Origin of the sequence: Micromonospora sp. NPDC049257 (assembly GCF_040678915.1) — a bacterium.
In the GTDB taxonomy this organism is placed as follows: Bacteria; Actinomycetota; Actinomycetes; order Mycobacteriales; family Micromonosporaceae; genus Micromonospora; species Micromonospora antibiotica.
This window is the reverse complement of sequence record NZ_JBFAQU010000005.1, coordinates 248346-267439: the sequence shown is the minus strand read 5'-3', so window position 1 is coordinate 267439 and position 19094 is coordinate 248346. Positions and strand designations below refer to the sequence as shown.

The window sequence follows — 19094 nt, the reverse complement described above, 5'->3', positions numbered from 1 at the left end:
GCCCGGTCAGGCCGTACCCGTTCCCCACGCGGCCGGTCACGAGGTTTCCTCCTCGTCGGCGAACGGCACCAGGACGGTGCCCCGGTCGTCGGCACTGTCCCAGAGAACCACCCGGGCCGGTCGGGGACGCCACTGCACCGGATGGCCGAAGAGCGAAGCGAGCTGCGCACCCGGCACGTCGACGGTGGCGACCGCGGCCAGCTTGCCCACCTCGTCGTCCGGCTCCACCAACCCCGCGAACGGCGGAACCGTCCGCCACCAGCCCAACAGGTGCCGACCCGCCGGTGGGCCCTCCCGCAGCAGCGTGCGCAGCCGCTCCGGCGGCAGCTCCTCCGCATTGGGTACGTCCACCCCGAACACCACGAAATAGGTCGGGCCGGTGCCGGTGGAGGCGGTCAGCAGGCCCGGCCCGTCCACCGTCGACACGCGGTGACACCCACCCAACTCGGCGGCGAGCGCGGCGGCCAGCGGGGCGGACCCCTCGGTCAGCGCGGCGACCACGAACTCCGCGCCGCCCGGCGGGTGGTGCGCGGCGACGCTCCGGGCGGCCGTCGCCAGCAGCGCCGCCGCCGCCAGGCCCGGCCCGAGGACCGCCAGGTTGCGCCCGGCCACCGGACCCAGCGGCACCGCCACGGTCGTCCGTGCCACGTCGACCGCCCGACCCAGCAGCGCCGCCGGGGCACCGGACCGCCCGGCGACGGCGGCCCGCATCCGTGGGTCGTTACCGAGTAACGGCCGGGCCCACCCGGCGAACACCACCGGCGGTACGGCACCCTCCGGCCGCGCTGCGAACAGGCGACGCCGCAGCCCTTCGACCACCTCCGGGGCGTCGTGCGGATCGGGGAACCGGACCAACCGCTCGTGCCCCCGGGTCGCGCCGCGTGGACCACCCAGCCCACCGGCCGTGTTCACCACCGCGCTACCCACCGCCAGACCGGCGGCGGCATCGTTGGTCGGCATCAGCACCGCGCTGCCCCCGGCGAGCGCCACCCGCACCGGGAACTGCCCCAGCACCGAGTCCCGGGGGGCCGACCCCGCACCGACACCCAGGTCACCAGCCCCGGCCAAGACAAGGTGGACGCCGTACCCCCGCCCCGAGCGGGCCAGCCCGTCCAACCGGGCCAGCACCTCGGCAGCCACCGGATCCCGATCCGACAACAGCAGCGGAAAATTGTCGAGGACACAGACGATGCGGGGCAGCACCTGATGGTCACGCAGCTCCGCGAACCGTTGACCACCGGCCCGCGCCGCCGCCTCCTCCCGTCGGTGGATCTCCGCCGCCAACTGGTCGAACAGGTCCCGGACGTACTCCGGGTCGGCGGCCATACCCGCCGCGCGGACCTGCGGCAACCACGACCGGTCCCGTTCGGTCTGGAGGAACTCCACGAACGACTCGCCGTCGCCCAGGTCCACCAGGTACAGCGCCAGTTCGTCCGGGCCGTACCGGGCGGTCAGGCCGAGCAGGGCGGTGGTCAGGAACGCCGACCGACCCGCGTCCGACCGGCCACTGACCAACCAGTGCGGGGTCAACTCGGTGAAGCCCACGGTGACCGGCCGGCCCCCGGCATCCCCGACAGTGGTGGACAGGCCGTCGACCGACGTCGTCGTCCACAACTCGGCATCCCCGGGCGGCAACAACTCGGCCAGACCCAACCGGGAACCCGCCTCCACCTGGTCGGCCAGCCGACGACACACCGCCCCGATCAGCTCCGGACCGGGATCCTCGTCGACGAGGACGGGACAGTTCAGCCCACCCGGTGACTCGGTGCCCGGTCCGCTGAACGGGCTGCCTGGCGGATCACCCACCAGCGCGTACGAGGTGCGTAGCCGCACCGGCGTGGCCTGTGGCAACGGCGGCCGACCCAGTACCGGCCAACCGGCCACCACCAGGTGCAGACCGGCACCCCGGCCGCGCTCGGCCAGCGCCACGATCCGGTCCAGGTCGCTCGACCCGGTCGACTCGGGCAACCCGGCGATCACCAGCAACAGGGTCCGGTCGTGCCGACGGGGACGACCGGCACCCGGAGACACCCACTGCTCTGCCTCGGTCAGCACCGACCGAAGCCCGGCCACGTCCGCCGCCGGAGGCGGCAGCAGACCCGCGTCGACCAGCGCCGCGAACGGGGCGAAGACGCCGTCGCCCCCCAACCCGACACCGTCGCCCCGGCTACCGCCCGGGGCGACGCCCGCGCCGGGTCGGCTGGTGGTGCCGTCGACGCCGCGCACCAGCAGGCAACCTGCGGGGATGGCCGCCAGCACCCGCAGCAGTACGGCCCGCAGCAGGCCGCGCACCCGCAGGTCCCGGGCGTCCGCGTCGAGCGTCAGGTGCCCCGACCCGAACAACGGCACCAGGGCCGGGAAACGGGCATCCTCCAACGGTGCCGCCACCCCGATCCGCACGAAGGGCGGATTTTCCTCACCACACGGGGCGTCCGCCGACAGGGTCTCCAGCGGGACGCCGGCCCACCCCGGTGCGAGCAGGGCGGCGGCGCTGCGCAGCCGGTCCGCCAGTTCGTACTGGCGACGCTGGTCGGCGGGGGCGGGACGGATCTCGTCGAGGACGACGGTGGCCGCGGCGACGGTGGCGGCGGCCCGACGGTGCAGGGCTGCGGCGCGGTTCGTACGAGCCTTCGGACCGGCCACCGCGTCCACCCCTCTTTCCGAGGCGTGTCCACCCCTCCTTCGAGGTTGGATACCCCCGACTGCAGACCGTATCCCAGCCCGGGCCGCTCCCCCGGGATGCACGACGGCGATGCGCCGGGCTTGTCGCGAATGGTGGAGAACTCTCACCTGCCGGGGTCGTCCTGTCACGATCTGCAGCTTCCGGGGCATTGGGTACGAGGCGGCCAGCCGATAGCCTCAGGGGGTGGAATCAGTGCAGCCCCCCGCCGGTTCCCAGGTGTCCCGCGTACCGGCGCAGCGGACCCCACCGGACCAGTCGGCACCCCCTGCGCCGCTGCCGGTGCCGCCGCGTCGGCCTCGCCGGCTCCGGACCGTCCTCACCGTCGTCGGCGGGGTGTTGGCGTTGCTCTGTGTGGGGGCCGGAGTGACCGGCTACGTGCTGTACGAGCGGGCCGCCACCCCCGACCGCAGCGCCCCGGACGTCGTGGTGGTCAGCTATCTGCAAGCTACCTTTGTCGCCCGTGACGACAACAGAGCCAAGCTCTTCACCTGCACCGGCCTAATACCATCGGTTAGTGAATTTCGAAACCAGATGGTCAGCCGGGAGCGGCAGTTGGACGCTGTCTTCTCTGTCAACATCGAGGATGTTCGCGTGACCATGACCGGCAGGTCGGCTGCTGTGGTCCGCGCGGTCGTCAGGCGGAGTGCCACTATCGACGGGCTGCAACAGAGTCTGGCCGACGCGTGGAGCTTTGAGGTCGTCGATCAGAAGGAGGGCTGGCGGGTCTGTGCAGGGAAGTTAGTTCAGTAACCTTATTCGATCCACAGCAGGTGGACCGGAACCTCAAGGGTGGTGGGCGGTTGTCCGCGCCAGGCCCAGCGGTACCACTCCAGTTCCGGAGTGACCCGCACGCAGATGTCGCCGTCGGCACCCGAATACGACTCGGTCACCGCGCGAAGATCGCGGTGTTCCGTGGAGTCCTCGACATGCACCACCCGTCGGCCGTTGACCGCATCCGTCTCGAAGACCGGGGTGGGGGCGGGGTGTGTCGGTCCGTCCAGGGAGACCAGACGAATGCCCTGGCCACGACCAGCATCAGTGGTCGATGGGCGGGCCCCGAGGGTCTCCACCCAGACCCGTTCCACGGGGACGAGCGGGGCGAAAACTTCGACCTGGTCGGACTCTGCCCGGTACCACTCGTGTTCGGGAATGATCGGCACGTAGGTGCGGCTGCCCTGCACCACCCGTTCGTCGGCGCGTAGGTCTCCCCGCCACCCGAGGCCCGGAAGCCCGACGAGGACGCGGCGGCCACGAAGCTCGACCCGGCTGGTGGCGGGAACGATCTCTATCGGCCTCGGCGGTAGCGGCGCCCAGTCGGGCTGGCCGGCGAAGGGGTCCGGCAGCGGTCCGCTCATCGTCGCGTCGGTCTCATGCCGAGCCGTTCAGCGGTGCACCACGTTGCCGCATGAACGGCACCGGGTTGATCCCACCGGCGAAGCTACGGTCACTGTCGACGTGCACCTCGAAGTGCAGGTGTGGGCCGGAGGAGTTGCCACTGCTGCCCACCAGGCCGATCACCTCACCGGCCTTGACGAGCTGCCCGGGGGTCACCCGCGGCTTTTCGATCATGTGGCAGTAGCGGCTGACGAAACCACCGGCGTGCAGGATGTCGACGAACCAGCCACACCCCCCCTTTCCGGGGAAGCCGTCGACATTACAGCTGAGATTGCCACCGTGGTCCGGATCGCAGCGGGCAACGAGCACCCGACCGGTGGCAGCGGCATGGATCTCGGTGCGCTTGCGTGCGCCGATGTCTACGCCGTTGTGTCGCGGTCGACTCGCGGTACGGAAGCCGGAGCCGACCCCGCCCTCGATCGGTGCGGTCCATCCGGAAGCGGCGATGGTCCGCGCGGAGGCCCGGTCACACACCGACCGGTCGGCGATCTGGACCGTCCGGGCGGCCCCACCTGCCAGTGCGTTGACGATCTGACTGGCGACGTCCTCGTGCTTTGCGTACGCGTCGGGGTAGGCGCTGATCTGCACCTTCTGCGCGGCCCGGGTCAGGGGCATCCGCTCCCAACCGTCGAGCTTCAGCAGCTTTTCGTAGAACTTGCGGGCCGCATAGTCGGGGCTCATCCGTTGCGTGACGCTGCCCCAGCCGGCCCGCTGCTGGAACAGGCCGAGGGAGTCGTGGTCAGACCCGACCCCCTCGTTGGGAATGCCACTGGAACCGGCGACGGTGCTGTTGGACAGGTTGCGCAACGCCGATTCCTGCATCGCCGTCGCCACCGCGATCACCCAGCCCCGGGGCGGAACCTTCATCTCCTGACCGACCTTGATGATGACTGCGGCATTACGCATCTGCGTCTGTCCGTATTTCCCCAGACGAGGGATGGTCCCAGATAGCTTGACCTTGTGGTCTTCTTCGCAGCTCAAATCTGCGGCGGTCGGGGACTGCCGGTCGGTACCGAGGCTGGTCAGGAAGAAGGCGGCGGTTCCCCCCGCGCAACACAGGAGCGACAAGAGAGCTACAGAAAGCCCCAAGGCGACGCCGATTCGGATCCTGCGGCGAGGTGAACTGGGCTTCGAGTTCATTTCCGCTCCCAGTCCACAGTGTCAACCAGCCACCGGCCATCCGGCGCGACCAGTTCGAGGCGAAGAGCTCCGGCGTCCAGTGGTATCACAACTTCTGCGAACGCTGCATTCCGCGGGCGCACCGCCGGCTCGCCGACGACACGAGCTCTGGGGGCATCATCAGGGCCCACCCCTGTGAGCTTTTCCATGAGCGCCGGTGTGGAAATCGCATTCAGCCTGCTACGCCACTGGTCGGCCTCAGAGGTTGTGTGGTCTAGCCATGCTGCGGCGAATCGGGTCGCCGTCTGGGCGGGTGTTAGCTGGCCAGGGGCAACACTTGGAGGCTCCGGTGATGGCGCTTCTAAGACGCCGTCATCACCTTCGTCCGGGTCGACGGTGGTAATGGGCTCACGTGGCCTATTCAATCCCGTGTTGAATTCGCCCGGGCCAGCCACCAAACGGGCTGCTCCGATTACCACCAGGACTGACACGGCGATCATGAGCGCGATGCCGATCCGGGAACGGAAAGCCCGGGTGACGAGGAATTCCATTGCTCGCCGCATTGCGTCACCTGGCCTCGGAGCGTATACGGGGGCTGGGCTTCACCGGTGTCGGTGCGGGTGTGGCGGAGCCGGGTCGGTAGACCACGAAGGACGGGGCCTCCTCCGGTACGTCCGGCTCGGTCCAGCTCGCCGGGGTGCGGCGCCGGGGGCGGGGTGCGGCCGTCGGCCGGCTGGTCTCCCGCGACGGTGGCTTCGCCTCGGTCTCGTCGGCGCGCTCGCGTCCATCCGGGCGTTCCCGCTGCGCCGGCGTGCTGACCGTGGAGTGGCTGGGGTCCTCGCGTCTGGCCTCAGGACGCAGGGTGACCGGTTCCAGCGCGGCCCCGCGCCGCCGGGTGAGCTTCGGCTCGGCCGTACCTCCCGGCTCGGCCACGTCGAGGCGGGCGGCGACGCGCATGTCCCGGAAGAACCGGCGGTGCCACGACCCGGCCGAGCCGACCGCCTCACTACTGTCCTTGCCGCCGAGCTGGGTGATCCTCCGGTAGGGCCGGAGCAACAACCAACCGACCACACCACAGAGCCAGACCAGCACCACCTGAAGCCAGCCCGGCAGGGTGGGGGTGCTCATGATCAGGTCGACGGCGAACAGGTAGATCGCCGCCCCGGTGCCGAAGATGGCGATGTTGAAGACGGCGGCGACCACGGCGTTCGCAAGCCGCCGCAACCCGGCGCTGGCCGGGCGGAGCAGGCCGATCGTGCCCAGGATCGGTGCGGCGATGACCGCCCAACGGAAGATCATGAAGCCGAGCAACACCAACAACGAGGCGGTGAGGTCGAACATGGCGAAGAGCAGCGAAGCGAGCACCGCGATGAACCCGGAGCCGATCCGGTCCATGTCCCTCTTGCCTTGCAGATATTCGTAAGCCTCCGGGTCTTCCGCCTTGATCAGCTCGGAGACTTTCATCCACTGCTGTTTCTTCGCCTGAACCGTCGCCTCGCGGGTCGCGGGGTTGCTGCGGATCGACTTGGCTTCACCCCAAGTCAAGGATCGGGCATCGTAAAGTGCAGGTCCATACTTTTTCGCAGTTTCGCTGTCGGCGGAGCCGAGGACGCCACGCAGCCAGTTTCGGTAGAGCATGGTCTCCGCTGCGGTGTCACTTGCGCGGACGGCTGGAGGGCGGAGATCCTTGCATCGATCGGGATTCGGGTCGATGCAGCGACCAGGCTCTGGATCCTTTGCCTGTGGTCCGACGGCGTCATGCACGACGCCAAGCGACGTGATAAGCGTGCCGTCGGCTATGTTGGCAGACTTCACTGGCCAGGCGGCGAGAGCAGTCACAGCGACCATGACGAGCAATGCCCAGCCTGCGGTAGTCATCGCATTGCTCATGTCGGACTGGCGGGAACGCCAAAGGAGGTATAGGCCTACTACGCATAGCGTAACGATTCCGAAAACGCTGAAGACTTTTTGGTAGACCGCCTTGGTTGCCTTCTCTACCAAAGGGTCGGCCCAACCCCACATCGAGCTGGGATCCCAGGCGCGTTCACGCAGCGCGTTCGAGGCACCCACTACGGCCGTGGCGAGCATAAACTCGCCATTGGCCACTGTGGTGGTGAATTTGTAATCTGCATGAAGGACGGAGGCTCCGCACCCGAGATCATAGGTGTTGTAATCGTAGCCAGCATATCCATATAGGCTGTATCGGCCGGCGACACCTCCCGCTGTCGCGGCAGCAGGCTCGGTCGCGAACCATCCAGCAAGGCCAGAGTCAGGAGTGCTGGGTGTAGGAGGCTCTAGGCAGGCGGCTCTGTCGGACGTAATGTCATCGAGCTTCTTCACACAGGCGCGGAAGTCGGCCTGCCACTCTTTGGTGGTGCAGAGATCCGCCGCAGCCTGTGCCGTCACGGATGTCGCGGCGTACGCCGGTGTGGCCCCGATCACCGGCCAGGCGATCGTGGCACCGGCGAGTACGCCGAGTGCGAGGAGGAGCGCCGTGATCCGTGCCCGGGTCCTCGCCATTGTCACGCCTCCAGATCAGCCAGGACGGTCGGTAGTATCCCGGCGGCCTGAGCGGCTGCGGCGGGGGTGGTGTCGAGGTGGTCCAGCAGCCCCTCGACGTACGACACGTCAACCCGGACCTTCTGCACCCGGCCGTCGACGTCCCGCATGACGAACTCGCGGAAGCCGAGCCGGGTCGCGGAGGTGGTGTCGACGGCGGACAGGGAGGCCAGGGTGGCTTCGTAGCCGTCGTCGACCGGGACCCGGAGCAGCCGGAGCGCCTCGGAGGCGATCTCGGTGTCCTCGGCGATCCGGCCGACGAAGACGGTGGAGACGAGGTTCTGGACGTCGAGGCCGAGGATGTCCTTGGGGTTCTGTGAGGCGACCAGGGCGGCGAGGTTCCACTTGCGGGAGTCGCGGGCGAGGCGGACCAGGAAGGACCGGCCGGAGCGCCAGCCCTCCATGAAGTGCGCCTCGTCCAGGCCGACGAGCTTGCGGGAGGACATCGACCCGCCGTAGCAGCGGCGTACGGCGAGGCGGTGCGCGGTGTGCAGCATCGGCAGCGCCAGCGCCTCCTCGGCCGACCAGTACTCGCGTTCGATCTTGAGGTCGGGCAGTCGGAGACCGGCCATGGTGATCACGGTGAGCGCCGCGTCGGCACCGAGCAGCCCTTCCGGCGGGCGGCCGAAGAAGAGCATGGCCAGCGGCATCTCGGCGGTGTCGAGCAGCAGGTGGGCCAGTTCCCGGCCGGCGTCGTCGTCGAGCCCCTGCAGGCAGGTGACCACGTCGTCCAGGGTGGAGGTCTCCTCGGCGGGCACCTGGCGTACCGCGTGCCGGAACAGGGTGGCGGTGGACGCCTCCCTGGCCACCTGCGGTGGCACCAGCATCATGCAGATGTCCTGCACCAGCATGCGTCGCTCGGCCCGGGCGTTGGAGACGGCGATCTCGAACTCCCGGTCACCCGCCGCGCCGCTGTTGAACTCGCTGCGCAGCGGGGTGGGGATGAGCGCGTACGGGGCCAGCGTCCCCGGTTCCGAGCCGGTCAGGTTGAGCACCCGGGCGTACGGCTTGAGTTCGGGCATGGCGCAGAGCCGGGCCAACGGGCCGGACGGGTCGAGCAGGGTGACCTGGACCCCCCGCCGGGCGGCCAGGTAGCCGAGCGCACCGAGCAGCGTCGATTTGCCACCGCCGGGTTCGGCGACGAAGACGGCGAGGCCGGACCGCTCGCGTACCTCCATCGGGAAGTGCAGGTCGAGGAAGACCGGCCGGCGGCAGGTCCCGGCGGTACGACCGATCAGGTCGCCCCGCCGGTCACCGACGGTGGACGCCGCCTGGGGGAGCGCGGCGGCCAGCAGCGGCACCGGCATCCGGCGGACGTAGCCGGTGTTGGCGATGGGCTCCCCGGGGATGAACTCCCGGGCCAGCCAGTCCTGGTTCTTGGGGTGTTGCAGCGAGATGCGCAGCTCGCGTGAGTAGAGCTGGATGAGCCGGCGGGCCCGTTCCATGCACTCCTCGCGGGTCCGGCCGCCGACGGCGATCCGGTGCCAGCCGTGCGCCCGGGCGGAGTCGACCGGCAGGCCGGTGGTCATCTCGTCACCGATCACCAGCGCCCGCTTGGCGAGCCGCTCCAGCTCGGGCGGGGCGTCGATGCCGTGTTCGGCGTAGTCGAGCTGCTGCGAGCGGATCATCCGCAGCCGGTGTTCGAGGTTACGGAAGGAGTCACCGGAGCCGAGGATGTCGACCCGGGTGGAGATCTCCATCGGCCAGGGCAGCCGCTCGTGGAAGTGCAGCCACGGTTCGTGCCGTTCGGGGATCTCCAACGGCTCCATCCGGCCGACCGCGAGCACGGCGACGTGCCGTTCCTCCCCGGTCATCCGGTTGACCAGCTTGACCGTGGTGCCGTATGGGGTGCGGTAACGCTCGACCTGTTCGGTGAGGGCGAGCAGGTCACCGCGTTCCCACCGCCCGTTGGTCACCGGGGAGAGCGTGCCGGGCGGGGCCATGCACAGCGCCACCGAGCGGTAGAGCAACCACTCCAGCTCCTGTGCGGTGACCCGCCGACCCCGCATGCCGAAGCTGCCCAGCACCTCGTCGAACTGCTCGACGGTGCGGCCCAGCTTGCGACGCTCCCCGTCGGCGGTGCCCCTGCCGAAGGCGCGCAGCAGGCGTTCGGTGAGGGAGTCGCCGAGCGAGCGACGGGCGAAGGTGACCCCCAGGTAGGTCTGTCCCTCGGCGTGGTTGACCGACATCAGGTGCTGCTGTGCGGCGACCAGGTGGTCGGCCCAGCCGGGTGTGCCGGGGACGTCGGGCAGCGGTGACGCGGTGTGCGCGTCGATGGTGCGGGCCCACTCGTCGGCCGGGAACGGCCGGGTGGTGCGGCGCAGGTGCAGCCGGAAACCGGCCAGGCCGGCGTACTGCTCGGAGATCGCGGAGAGCAGCGCCTCGCGTTCGGCGTCCGGGCGGAACGCCCATCGGACCTCGGGGAGCCAGTACCAGGCGGTGACCGTGTTGGGGGTGAAGGTCAGGTGTCCGGCGATCTCGGTGATCGCCAGGTCGATCGAGGGGTCCCGGTCACCGAACTTGATCTTCGGGGGGCGTACCCGGACGGGCTTGGTCGCCTCGGTCCGGCGGCTCGCCGCACGTTGCCTCGGCGCGGCCAGTTCGCGGGGGCCGGGTTCGGTGGGGTCGGGCTCGACGAGTGCACGCCGGGTCGGTTCGGCGGTCAGCGCGCCGGCCGGCGCGGTCACGGACTCGACGCGGACCGGTTCGGCCGGCTCCGGCCAGGCCGGGTCGGTGGTCTCCGGCCAGACCGGCTCGACGTGGTCGGGCCAGGTCGTCGGCGGGGACTCCACCGGGGTGGGGCGGGGCCGAGCCGTCAGCGCTGCGGCCCTTCGGACCTGTTCGTCGGCGTCCCGCCGGGCCGACTCGGCGGCCTCGCGCCGGCTGCGCTCGGCGGCCTCGATCCGGGCCGCGTCGGCCGCCGCCCGGCGGGCCTGCTCGGCGGCTTCCCGCTGCGCCGTCTCGGCGGCCTCGTGTCGGGCCTGTTCGGCGGCTTCGCGCTGGGTCTGCGCGATCGCCTCCCGTCGGGCTGCTTCGGCGCTCGCCCGGCGGGCCTGTTCGGCGGCTTCCCGCCGGGCCTGCTCGGCCGCTTCCCGGCGGGCGGTCTCGGCGGCTTCCCGGCGACTGCGGTCGGCGGCTTCCCGGGCCCGTTCGGTGGCTTCCCGGCGGGCCCGTTCGGCCGCTTCGCGGGCGGTGAGCGGCTCGCCGGTGTCCCGGGGGAACAACTCGGCCGGGACGCGGCGCGGTGCCCGCTGCGGTGGTTCGGTCGGCCGGTCACCGGCGACCGCCGACCGGTCGCCCTGCTGGTGTGGAACCCGGGTACGGGCCGGTCGCTCGGTCGGCGGGGCCGCCTCGATGGCCGCCGGAGGCGCCTGCGCCTCGATCGCCGCCGGTGGCGTCGACGCGGCGGCGATTCGGTGCGGGGCGGGCTGGGGCTGCCGGCCGGGGCCGCGCCGCGCGGCGGAGCCGGGGGGCGGCCCACCGGGTGCCGGGGGGGTGCCGGGGCGTGGACCGCCGCCGAAGAGATCGAGGAAGGGGGAGTCGATGTCGGTGCCGTCACCCACCAGCATCGGCGCGGCGGAGACCGGCTCGACCGGGGGGGTGCCCCCGCCGGGGGTTGGGCGGGGTGCCTGGAAGACGCCGACCTTGCCTGGGCCGGTGAGCAGGGTCGGGTCGTACGGCTCGTCGTCCCGCAACTCCTCCTGGGGGTAGTCGAACGAGCGCGCACGGTTACCGTGTGGGGCGCTGTGTCGTCCGGCCGGGAAACCCGGCGTGGAAGAGCGACTCATTCGACCGCCTCACCCATGTGGTCCGACTGCCCGATGCGGGTACACCCGGTCATGCCAGTTCCTCCCGGATCCTGATCCGGCTGCCGACCAGGCGGGGGTCCCGCAGCTCGGCGGCCGGTTCCCGGGTGCGTCGCCAGTCGGTGAGCGCGGTGCGGATGACCATCCGCGCCGGCCGGTCCGGGTCGACGTACCGGAAGATGAACGAGGTGCTCACGATGGCGAGCGCGATCTCCCAGGCGGGAAACAGCTCGACCTGCAACGTGAACAGCCAGTGGATGAACATGTAGAGGGGTACGAGCAGCATGAACAGGCCGTACTGGGCGTAGGGCAGGTGGACCGGAAGGGTGTAGCCGGGCGGCCCGAGGTAGACCAGGCGGGCCCGGTAGATGTCGTCGTCGGTGCGCAGCCGCATGTCTCGCCCGCGCCTATTCGAAGATCAGATCGATCAGATAGTCACCGATGAAGAAGAGTGTGGCCGCGCCGGCGATGAAGGCCAGCCCGACGATCGCGATGGCCGAGCTGGTGAGCACCTTGGAGATCTCACCCCGGCTGGCCCGCCCGATGAAGATGACCCCGAGCACCGCGAGCAGGATGGGAGCGATCTTGCTGGCGAAGAAGGTGACGACACCGTTGGTGTCGATGCCCTTGGGGGCTGGTTCGGCGAGTGGCGCCGTCGCCAGGGTGTGCAGCACCTGCGCGACGCCGGACGACGTCGTCTCCATCAGCTCGAAGGCGATCACTGGAACCTCCCCATAACGCGGCCGGCGGCGCCGCGGTGGTGCAGTAGGCAAGCCTGGCGGGAATGTGCTCACTGTGCACGGCATCGTTGACGCGGTGCGGGTCTCCCACCACGGAGAGTGGCGAGATTTGGGGGGATTTTCCCGCTTTGGCCCTCCCTCCAGGCTTCGCCATCTCTTGATGCTGGGCAATTCCACAGCGTACGGGCCGCCCCCCTTTGCGACAAGCCGCGAAGAGTCGACCCGATTCGGCCCGGAAGACCGATAGTACACCTGTTCTAATCGGCACGTCAGTCCGGCCGTGGAGAGGGCCGGTGGGGGTTCCCGGGACGCCCCGGCGCGACCGGTACCGTCTAGTCGTGACCGATCTGGTACGGGCGCAGGCCCCGGTGGTGATGGGCGTCCTCAACGTCACGCCCGACTCCTTCTCCGACGGCGGCCGGTACGCGGATCTGGACGCCGCCGTCGCACACGGGGTGCGACTGCGCGACGAGGGTGCGCACCTGGTCGACGTCGGTGGCGAGTCCACCCGACCGGGCGCCGACCGGGTCGACCCACGGACCGAGGCGGCCCGGGTGCTGCCGGTGATCCGGGAACTCGCCGCCGCCGGCGTGCCGGTCAGCATCGACACCACCCGGGCACCGGTGGCCGAGGCGGCCGTCGCCGCCGGGGCCGCCGTGGTCAACGACGTCTCCGGCGGACTGGCCGACCCCGACATGGCCCGGGTGGTCCGCGACGCCGGCTGCCCCTGGGTGCTGATGCACTGGCGGGGACACTCGCGCGGAATGGCCGAGCTGGCCGCGTACACCGACGTGGTCGCCGACGTCCGGGCCGAGCTGGCCCAGCGGGTCGACGACGCGCTGGCCGCCGGGGTGGCCGCCGACCGGCTCGTGATCGATCCCGGGCTCGGCTTCGCCAAGACCGCCGCGCACAACTGGGAACTCAGCGCCCGCCTGCCGGAACTGCTCGAACTCGGCCTCCCCCTGCTCTTCGGGGCCAGCCGCAAGTCCTACCTGGGGCGGCTGCTCGCCGCACCCGACGGCACCCCCCGCGACACCGACGGCCGGGCCGCCGCCACCGTCGCCACCAGCGTGCTCGCCGTGGCCGCCGGCGCCTGGGGGGTCCGCGTGCACGACGTCCTGGGCACCGTCGACGCGCTCGCCGTCTGGTCGGCCACCGGCCACCCCCGGCTCGCCACCACCCCCATCGGGAAGGACCCGGCCCACGCCGGCCGGGCAGAGGGAGGACGACGATGACCGACCGGATCGCCCTGACCGGCCTGCGGGCCCGGGGCCGACACGGCGTGTACGACTTCGAACGCGCCCAGGGGCAGGAGTTCGTGGTCGACGCCGTCCTCGAACTCGACCTCGCCCCGGCCGCCCGCTCCGACGAGGTGACCGACACCGTCCACTACGGCGAGCTGGCGCAGCGGCTGGTCGCGGTGCTCACCGGCGAGCCGGTCAACCTGATCGAGACGCTCGCCGACCGGCTGCTCGCGGTCTGCCTCGCCGAACCGTTGGTCACCGCCGCCACCGTCACCGTCCACAAACCCGAGGCCCCGATCCCGCACCCCTTCGCCGACGTGTCGGTCACCCTGCGGCGTACCCGGTGACCCGGGCGGTGCTGTCGATCGGCAGCAACCTGGGCGACCGGCTTGGCCACCTGCGGACCGCGGTGCACCGCCTCGGTGACACGGTGCTGGTGCTCTCCGGCGTCTACGAGACGCCCCCCTGGGGGGACGCCGACCAGCCGGCGTACCTCAACGCGGCGGTGATGGTCGCCGACCCGGCGGCGGCCCCGGGCGACTGGTTGGCCCGCGCGCAGGCCGCCGAACGGGCCGCCGGTCGGGTCCGCGACCCGGCCCGCCGGTTCGGCCCGCGCACCCTCGACGTGGACGTCGTCGCCGTCTGGGACGACAGCGGCCAGCCGGTGCTCAGCGACGACCCGGAGCTGACCCTGCCGCACCCCCGCGCCCACCAGCGTGCCTTCGTGCTCCGACCGTGGATCGACATCGACCCGCACGGGCGACTGACCGGCCACGGCTGGCTCACCGACCTGCTCAACGCCGAACCGGTCGCCGGTGACGCCCTGGAACTGAACCCGCGCCCCGATCTGACGTTAGAGTCGGACTTATGAACCAGTGGAGCCGGCCGGCATGACAGCGCCCCGACCGCCCCGTGACCAGGAACCCGACGGGTCGAGGATGGGCCCCACCCGGTTCTCGACCCTGGTGGTCGCCGCGCTCGCCGCCGCGGCCCTGGCCTGGCTGCTGATCAGCAGCTTCTACTACAGCGGGATCCCCCGGTTGCCCTGGCTGCCGGTGGTCACCCTGGCCGCGCTGGCCGTGCTCGAGGCGTACGCGGCGGTCAACACCCGGGGCCGCATCGAGCGCAAGCCCGGCCGGGAACCGGTCAACCCGCTGCTGGTGGCCCGGTTCGTGGTGCTGGCCAAGGCGTCCGCGCTGGCCGGGGCGATCTTCCTCGGCTTCTACGCCGGGCTGACCGGTTGGCTCTTCGTCGAGCCGACCAACGCGGCGATCGAGGACCGGCCGGCCGCCGGGGCCGGCGCGCTCGCCTCCCTGGCACTGGTCGCCGCCGCGCTCTGGCTCGAACGCTCCTGCCGGGTCCCCGAGTCCGACGACGACGCCGACGACCGGCAGGACCGATCCGGCCGCTGACCGAGGGGTTACGCCCGGCCCTGCGCGCGGGTACGGTGCCTGGCGACCGGAGAACAGTCAGCCGTCACCGGGGACGGCCGGTCACCTGGGAGGCGCACCGCATGGTGTACGACGAACCGGGCCGGGCGGCGTCGGCAGAGGTGCCCGTGACCGCACTGGACACCGTCTTCGACGACCCGACGCACGGGGAGCCCGGCCGCGACCGGCTGGGCGTGCACGTGGTCTGGGAACTGGTGCTGCTGCTCGCCCTCGTCGCGTTGGCCTACCTGCTCTGGCGGGAGAACCCCGACGCGTTGCGCGGGGCGGGCCTGCGCCGGTTGCTCGTCGACGCGGTCGCGTTGGGTCTGCTCGTCGTCGCCGCCGGGCTGAGCCTGCGTACCGCAGCGGTGAACCTGGCGATCGGCCCGGTCGCGCTGGCCGCCGCGCTGCACTTCGCCGAGCAGGGCGACCGGGGGGTGTCCACGGCGGTCGTGCCGGCCCTGGTCGCCGCCGCCCTGGGTGGGCTGGCCCTGGCCTGGGCGGTGGTGGTGCTGCACGTGCCCGGCTGGGCGGCGAGCCTCGCGGCCGCCGCCGGAATGATCGTGTGGATCGAGCGGTGGACCCTGCCGGTGGCGGTGCAGGCCGACTACGACCCCCGGCGCAACGCCTACTACCTGTTCGCCGGCTTCGCCGCGGTGGCCGTCCTGCTCGGAGCGTTCGGCGCGATCCGGGCGGTACGTCGGCTGGTCGGCCGGTTCCGGCCGGTGGCCGATCCGGCCCTGCGTCGCGGGATGGCGGCCGCCCTGGTGACCGCCGCCGCGCTGACCGCCTCCACCGTGCTCGCCACGCTCGCCGGGGTGCTCGTCGCCGCCAACGCGACCGGCCCGGTGACGCCGGGGTCGGGGCTGGACTGGACGGTGCTCGCGGTGGGCGTGTCCATGCTCGGCGGTGCCAGCGCGTACGGCCGGCGGGGCGGGATCTTCGGTGCCCTCCTCGCGGTCGCCCTGGTGGTGACCTATCTGGCCTGGGCGACCGGGACCGGCGCTCCGACCGACCGGTGGGCCGTCGGTGGGGTGGCGCTCGCGGGTGGCCTGGTGGTCACCCGGATGGTCGAGACGTGGGGCCGACCCCGGACGGCCCGGGGTGAGCCGGTGGAGCTGCCGCCGGTGCGGGACGGGGCGATCAGCTCCGGGTGGTCGATGCCCCCGGCCGGCGAGGCGCGCAACTGGACCCCGGCGCTGCCGGAGCGGACGACCGACGCCGACACCCCGCCCGACCCCTGGGAGGCCCCCCGTTGGCAGAGCGGCCCGCCGCGCTGGGACGCCGACGAACGGTGACCCCGATCGGGCGGCGGACCATCCCAGCGGGGCCCGGACCGGTGGCGACCGTACGGGCGGGCGTGGACGACGGGCCGGGAAGGATCTCGCCGGTTAGGCTCGCGGGCATGACCGAGACTCCTTCCGCCGGCACCGGCCACACCTTCGACCAGCTCGACGCCCTCTCTACGGAGGAGTTGCGGGAGCGGGCCTTCGCGCGGGCCCGGGAGCGGCGGGACGTCGGCTTCTTCTGGTCGGTGCTGCGGCACCTGCCGAACGCCGACGAGGCCGCCGCGCTCGACGGGGCGCCCAACTCGGTCGGGCCGACCATCGACGAGGCGGCGGCGCTGTGGCGGGAGCTGACCGGGCACGGCTACGAGGAGTCCGCGCCGCTGCTGCGGGCCGCGTTCATCGACTACCTGATGAAGCACTGAGCGGTCGCGTCGCCGGCTGGCGGGAGAGGTTTGCCGGTCGGGGCGGGTCGGGCACTTCCCGCCGCATGGCCCTCACCCAACGTCCCCGTACCGTGCGCGGGTACGGCACCGCCGCCGGCACCGGCACCCTCGCCGCGCTGATCCTCGTCGGCGTCTGCGGCAGCCCGTGGTATGTGAGCTGGGCCGAGGCGCACACCGACCCGAACTCCGCCGGTGGCTGGTATCTGCGGCTGCTCGCCTGGCCGGCCTGGCGGGTCGAGTCGGCGGACCCGGCGCACGGGGTGCTCGCCACCGACCTGCGGGCCATCCTGCTGCTGGTGTTCGCCGCCGCGCTGCTTTACCTGCTGCCGACCGGCCAGGTGGCCCGGGTGCCGGGTTCGGCCAGCCAGTTCTTCTCCGGCTGGGCCGCGTACACCCTGGCCGGGGCGGCGGCGACCCTGGTGGCGGCGCTACTCACCACGGACGGACCGCTGCAGGCCGCGTTCGAGGCCACCGGCACCGGTGCCGGCTACGGCTTCTTCGCCGGCTGGATCATCGGGCTGGCCAGCCTGGGTGGCCGGGCCTGACCCGCAGGCGGCCGGCCCGCCCCCGCACCGACCCGCTGGACCGGTCCGGGTGGCACTTCCACGCCGGCTAGCTGCCGGGCTGCCCCAGATCGAGGACCCGGGCGCGGCTGAGCGTGCCGGCCAGCCGGCCGTCGGCGGTGACCAGGACCGCGTCGGTGCCGGCGGTGAGCATCGCGGCCAGGGCGTCGTACGCCGAGCGGCCCAGCGGCAGCTCCGGCAGGGTGGCGTCGGTGGCCTCCCCGTCGAGCACCTCCCGGGTGACCGGGGTGACCGCCAGCCGGCGGATGCCCCGGTCCGCCCCGACGAAGTCCCGGACGAACTGCGAGGCGGGCGTGCCGAGCAGGGCCGCCGGGGTGTCGTACTGCTCCAGCCGGCCGCCCTCGGACAGCACCGCGATCCGGTCGCCCAGCCGGACTGCCTCGTCGAGGTCATGGGTGACCAGCACGATGGTCTTGCGGACCTCGGCCTGGAGCCGGAGGAACTCCTCCTGCAGCCGGGTCCGCACGATCGGGTCGACGGCGGAGAACGGCTCGTCCATCAGCAGCACCACCGGGTCGGCGGCCAACGCGCGGGCCACCCCGACCCGTTGCCGCTGCCCGCCGGACAGCTCGTGCGGGTAGCGGCGTCCGAACTGGGCCGGGTCCAACCCGACCAGCTCCAGCAGCTCGCCACTGCGCTGCCGGATCCGCTCCTTCGACCAGCCGAGCAGCCGGGGTACGGTGCCGACGTTGGTGGTCACCGTCTGGTGCGGGAACAACCCCACGTTCTGGATGACGTAGCCGATCCGCCGCCGCAGTTTCACCGGGTCGACGCGGGTGATGTCCTCGTCGCCGAGCATGATCCGGCCGCCGGTCGGCTCGATCAGCCGGTTGATCATCCGCAGCACCGTCGACTTGCCGCAGCCGGACGGGCCGATCAGCACCACCAGCTCGCCGGCCGGCACCTCCAGGCTCAGCTCGCGGACGGCGTCGGTGCCGTCGGGGTACCGCTTGCGGATGCCGTCGAGCGTGATCGAGGCGGCAGTGTGTCCTGCGTCGCCGGTGCCCCCGGGGGTAACGTCCACGTGTGTCCTTCCACCTGAGTTACCGGGCCGAGCCGGGTAATCCGTGGTTCTCCTGGCAGTACGTGCGGGACAACTCTGACACCATTCTCGCCGCGCTGCGCGAGCACGCCTCCCTGACCGGCCGGGCCGTGCTGCTCGCCGCGCTGGTGGCCCTGCCGCTGGCGGTGGTGGCCTACTGGTACCGCCGTCTCGCTGGGCCGATTCTCGCATTGACCGGCGTGCTGTACACGATCCCCTCCCTGGCCCTGTTCGCGTTCATCGCCCCCTATCTGGGCATCGGCGCGGTGACCGTGTTGACGGTGGTGGTGCTGTACGCGCTGCTGGTGATCGTCCGCAACGCGGTGGCCGGGCTGAACCAGGTGCCCCCGGAGGTGCGCGACGCCGCCGAGGGCATGGGGTACGGCCGGTGGGCCCGGCTGTTCCGCATCGACCTGCCGTTGGCCCTGCCCGGCATCCTCACCGGGGTACGCCTCGCCACGGTCTCCACCGTCGCGTTGGTCACCGTCGGGGTGGTGATCGGTCGGGGTGGCCTGGGGCAGTTGATCTTCGCCGGCTTCCAGAACAACTTCTACAAGGCGCAGATCATGACCGGCACGCTGCTCTGCGTCCTGCTGGCCCTGGTGCTGGACCTGATCCTGGCCGGCGTGGGCCGCCTGCTCACCCCCTGGCTGCGGAGCCGTCCCCGGTGAGCGCGAGGAGTGCAGCGCAGCGGAGCCCCGCAGTCGCGAACGGAAGGTCGGTCCGGTGAGCGCGAGGAGTGCAGCGCAGCGGAGCCCCG

The 19094-nt window shown here is 71.8% G+C and carries 18 protein-coding genes; 9 read left to right on the top strand and 9 right to left on the bottom strand.

From position 1 onward, the window contains the following. Window positions 1-36: 36 nt before the first annotated feature. Entirely contained in the window at window positions 37-2652 is a 2616-nt protein-coding gene (locus AB0K25_RS11385; protein ID WP_357536480.1) for an FtsK/SpoIIIE domain-containing protein, read from the bottom strand. 394 nt (window positions 2653-3046) lie between these two features. Between AB0K25_RS11385 and AB0K25_RS11380 the strand changes: the two genes are divergently transcribed. Beyond that, window positions 3047-3433: a hypothetical protein gene (locus AB0K25_RS11380; RefSeq protein ID WP_357536478.1), complete on the top strand. Its 387-nt coding sequence runs from the start codon at window positions 3047-3049 to the stop codon at window positions 3431-3433. A gap of 2 nt (window positions 3434-3435) precedes the next feature. Here the strand turns inward: AB0K25_RS11380 and AB0K25_RS11375 are convergent, their stop codons facing one another. The 7 genes from AB0K25_RS11375 to AB0K25_RS11345 are packed head-to-tail and all read right to left on the bottom strand — an operon-like array spanning window position 3436 to window position 12284. Beyond that, complete coding sequence (locus AB0K25_RS11375) at window positions 3436-4038, bottom strand: hypothetical protein (protein WP_357536477.1); 603 nt, start codon at window positions 4036-4038, stop codon at window positions 3436-3438. Between the two features lie 13 nt (window positions 4039-4051). After that, window positions 4052-5218: a M23 family metallopeptidase gene (locus AB0K25_RS11370; protein WP_357536475.1), complete on the bottom strand. Its 1167-nt coding sequence runs from the start codon at window positions 5216-5218 to the stop codon at window positions 4052-4054. Next, the gene (locus tag AB0K25_RS11365; RefSeq protein ID WP_357536473.1) at window positions 5215-5748 is read right to left on the bottom strand and encodes a hypothetical protein; all 534 of its coding nucleotides are present in this window, start codon (window positions 5746-5748) and stop codon (window positions 5215-5217) included. The genes AB0K25_RS11370 and AB0K25_RS11365 overlap by 4 nt, the downstream gene beginning before the upstream one ends. Window positions 5749-5764: 16 nt before the next feature. Next, a complete protein-coding gene (locus AB0K25_RS11360; protein WP_357536471.1) occupies window positions 5765-7717 on the bottom strand; it encodes an MFS transporter in 1953 nt (650 codons plus the stop codon). Window positions 7718-7719: 2 nt separating this feature from the next. Next, a complete protein-coding gene (locus tag AB0K25_RS11355; RefSeq protein WP_363819837.1) occupies window positions 7720-11544 on the bottom strand; it encodes an ATP-binding protein in 3825 nt (1274 codons plus the stop codon). Between the two features lie 49 nt (window positions 11545-11593). Continuing rightward, window positions 11594-11956: a hypothetical protein gene (locus tag AB0K25_RS11350; RefSeq protein ID WP_067302246.1), complete on the bottom strand. Its 363-nt coding sequence runs from the start codon at window positions 11954-11956 to the stop codon at window positions 11594-11596. A 13-nt stretch (window positions 11957-11969) separates the two neighbouring features. After that, complete coding sequence (locus AB0K25_RS11345; protein ID WP_091247662.1) at window positions 11970-12284, bottom strand: hypothetical protein; 315 nt, start codon at window positions 12282-12284, stop codon at window positions 11970-11972. Between the two features lie 356 nt (window positions 12285-12640). Here AB0K25_RS11345 and folP point away from each other — a divergent pair, with 356 nt between their 5' ends. The 7 genes from folP to AB0K25_RS11310 all read left to right on the top strand — a co-directional run bounded on the left by folP (window position 12641) and on the right by AB0K25_RS11310 (window position 17253). Continuing rightward, complete coding sequence (gene folP / locus AB0K25_RS11340; RefSeq protein ID WP_219465084.1) at window positions 12641-13537, top strand: dihydropteroate synthase; 897 nt, start codon at window positions 12641-12643, stop codon at window positions 13535-13537. After that, window positions 13534-13893 carry a dihydroneopterin aldolase gene (gene folB / locus AB0K25_RS11335; RefSeq protein ID WP_208567746.1) on the top strand — a complete coding sequence of 120 codons (360 nt, stop codon included), beginning with the start codon at window positions 13534-13536 and terminating at the stop codon, window positions 13891-13893. The genes folP and folB overlap by 4 nt, the downstream gene beginning before the upstream one ends. Then, complete coding sequence (gene folK, locus AB0K25_RS11330; RefSeq protein ID WP_219465082.1) at window positions 13890-14417, top strand: 2-amino-4-hydroxy-6-hydroxymethyldihydropteridine diphosphokinase; 528 nt, start codon at window positions 13890-13892, stop codon at window positions 14415-14417. The genes folB and folK overlap by 4 nt, the downstream gene beginning before the upstream one ends. 67 nt (window positions 14418-14484) lie before the next feature. Continuing rightward, the gene (locus AB0K25_RS11325; RefSeq protein WP_219470426.1) at window positions 14485-14958 is read left to right on the top strand and encodes a DUF3180 domain-containing protein; all 474 of its coding nucleotides are present in this window, start codon (window positions 14485-14487) and stop codon (window positions 14956-14958) included. Window positions 14959-15059: 101 nt separating this feature from the next. After that, window positions 15060-16274: an ABC transporter permease gene (locus AB0K25_RS11320; RefSeq protein ID WP_208567748.1), complete on the top strand. Its 1215-nt coding sequence runs from the start codon at window positions 15060-15062 to the stop codon at window positions 16272-16274. A 107-nt stretch (window positions 16275-16381) separates the two neighbouring features. Continuing rightward, a complete protein-coding gene (locus tag AB0K25_RS11315) occupies window positions 16382-16687 on the top strand; it encodes a hypothetical protein (RefSeq protein ID WP_088643875.1) in 306 nt (101 codons plus the stop codon). 65 nt (window positions 16688-16752) lie between these two features. Further along, window positions 16753-17253 carry a hypothetical protein gene (locus AB0K25_RS11310; protein WP_219465081.1) on the top strand — a complete coding sequence of 167 codons (501 nt, stop codon included), beginning with the start codon at window positions 16753-16755 and terminating at the stop codon, window positions 17251-17253. A gap of 67 nt (window positions 17254-17320) precedes the next feature. On the opposite strand, the gene AB0K25_RS11305 is transcribed toward AB0K25_RS11310, so the two are convergent. After that, window positions 17321-18316, bottom strand: a complete 996-nt coding sequence (locus tag AB0K25_RS11305) for an ATP-binding cassette domain-containing protein (protein ID WP_357536468.1) — start codon at window positions 18314-18316, stop codon at window positions 17321-17323. A gap of 2 nt (window positions 18317-18318) precedes the next feature. On the opposite strand from AB0K25_RS11305, the gene AB0K25_RS11300 reads away from it, so the two are divergent. Continuing rightward, window positions 18319-19005, top strand: coding sequence for an ABC transporter permease (locus tag AB0K25_RS11300; RefSeq protein WP_208567751.1), 687 nt, complete (start codon window positions 18319-18321; stop codon window positions 19003-19005). Window positions 19006-19094: the final 89 nt, after the last annotated feature.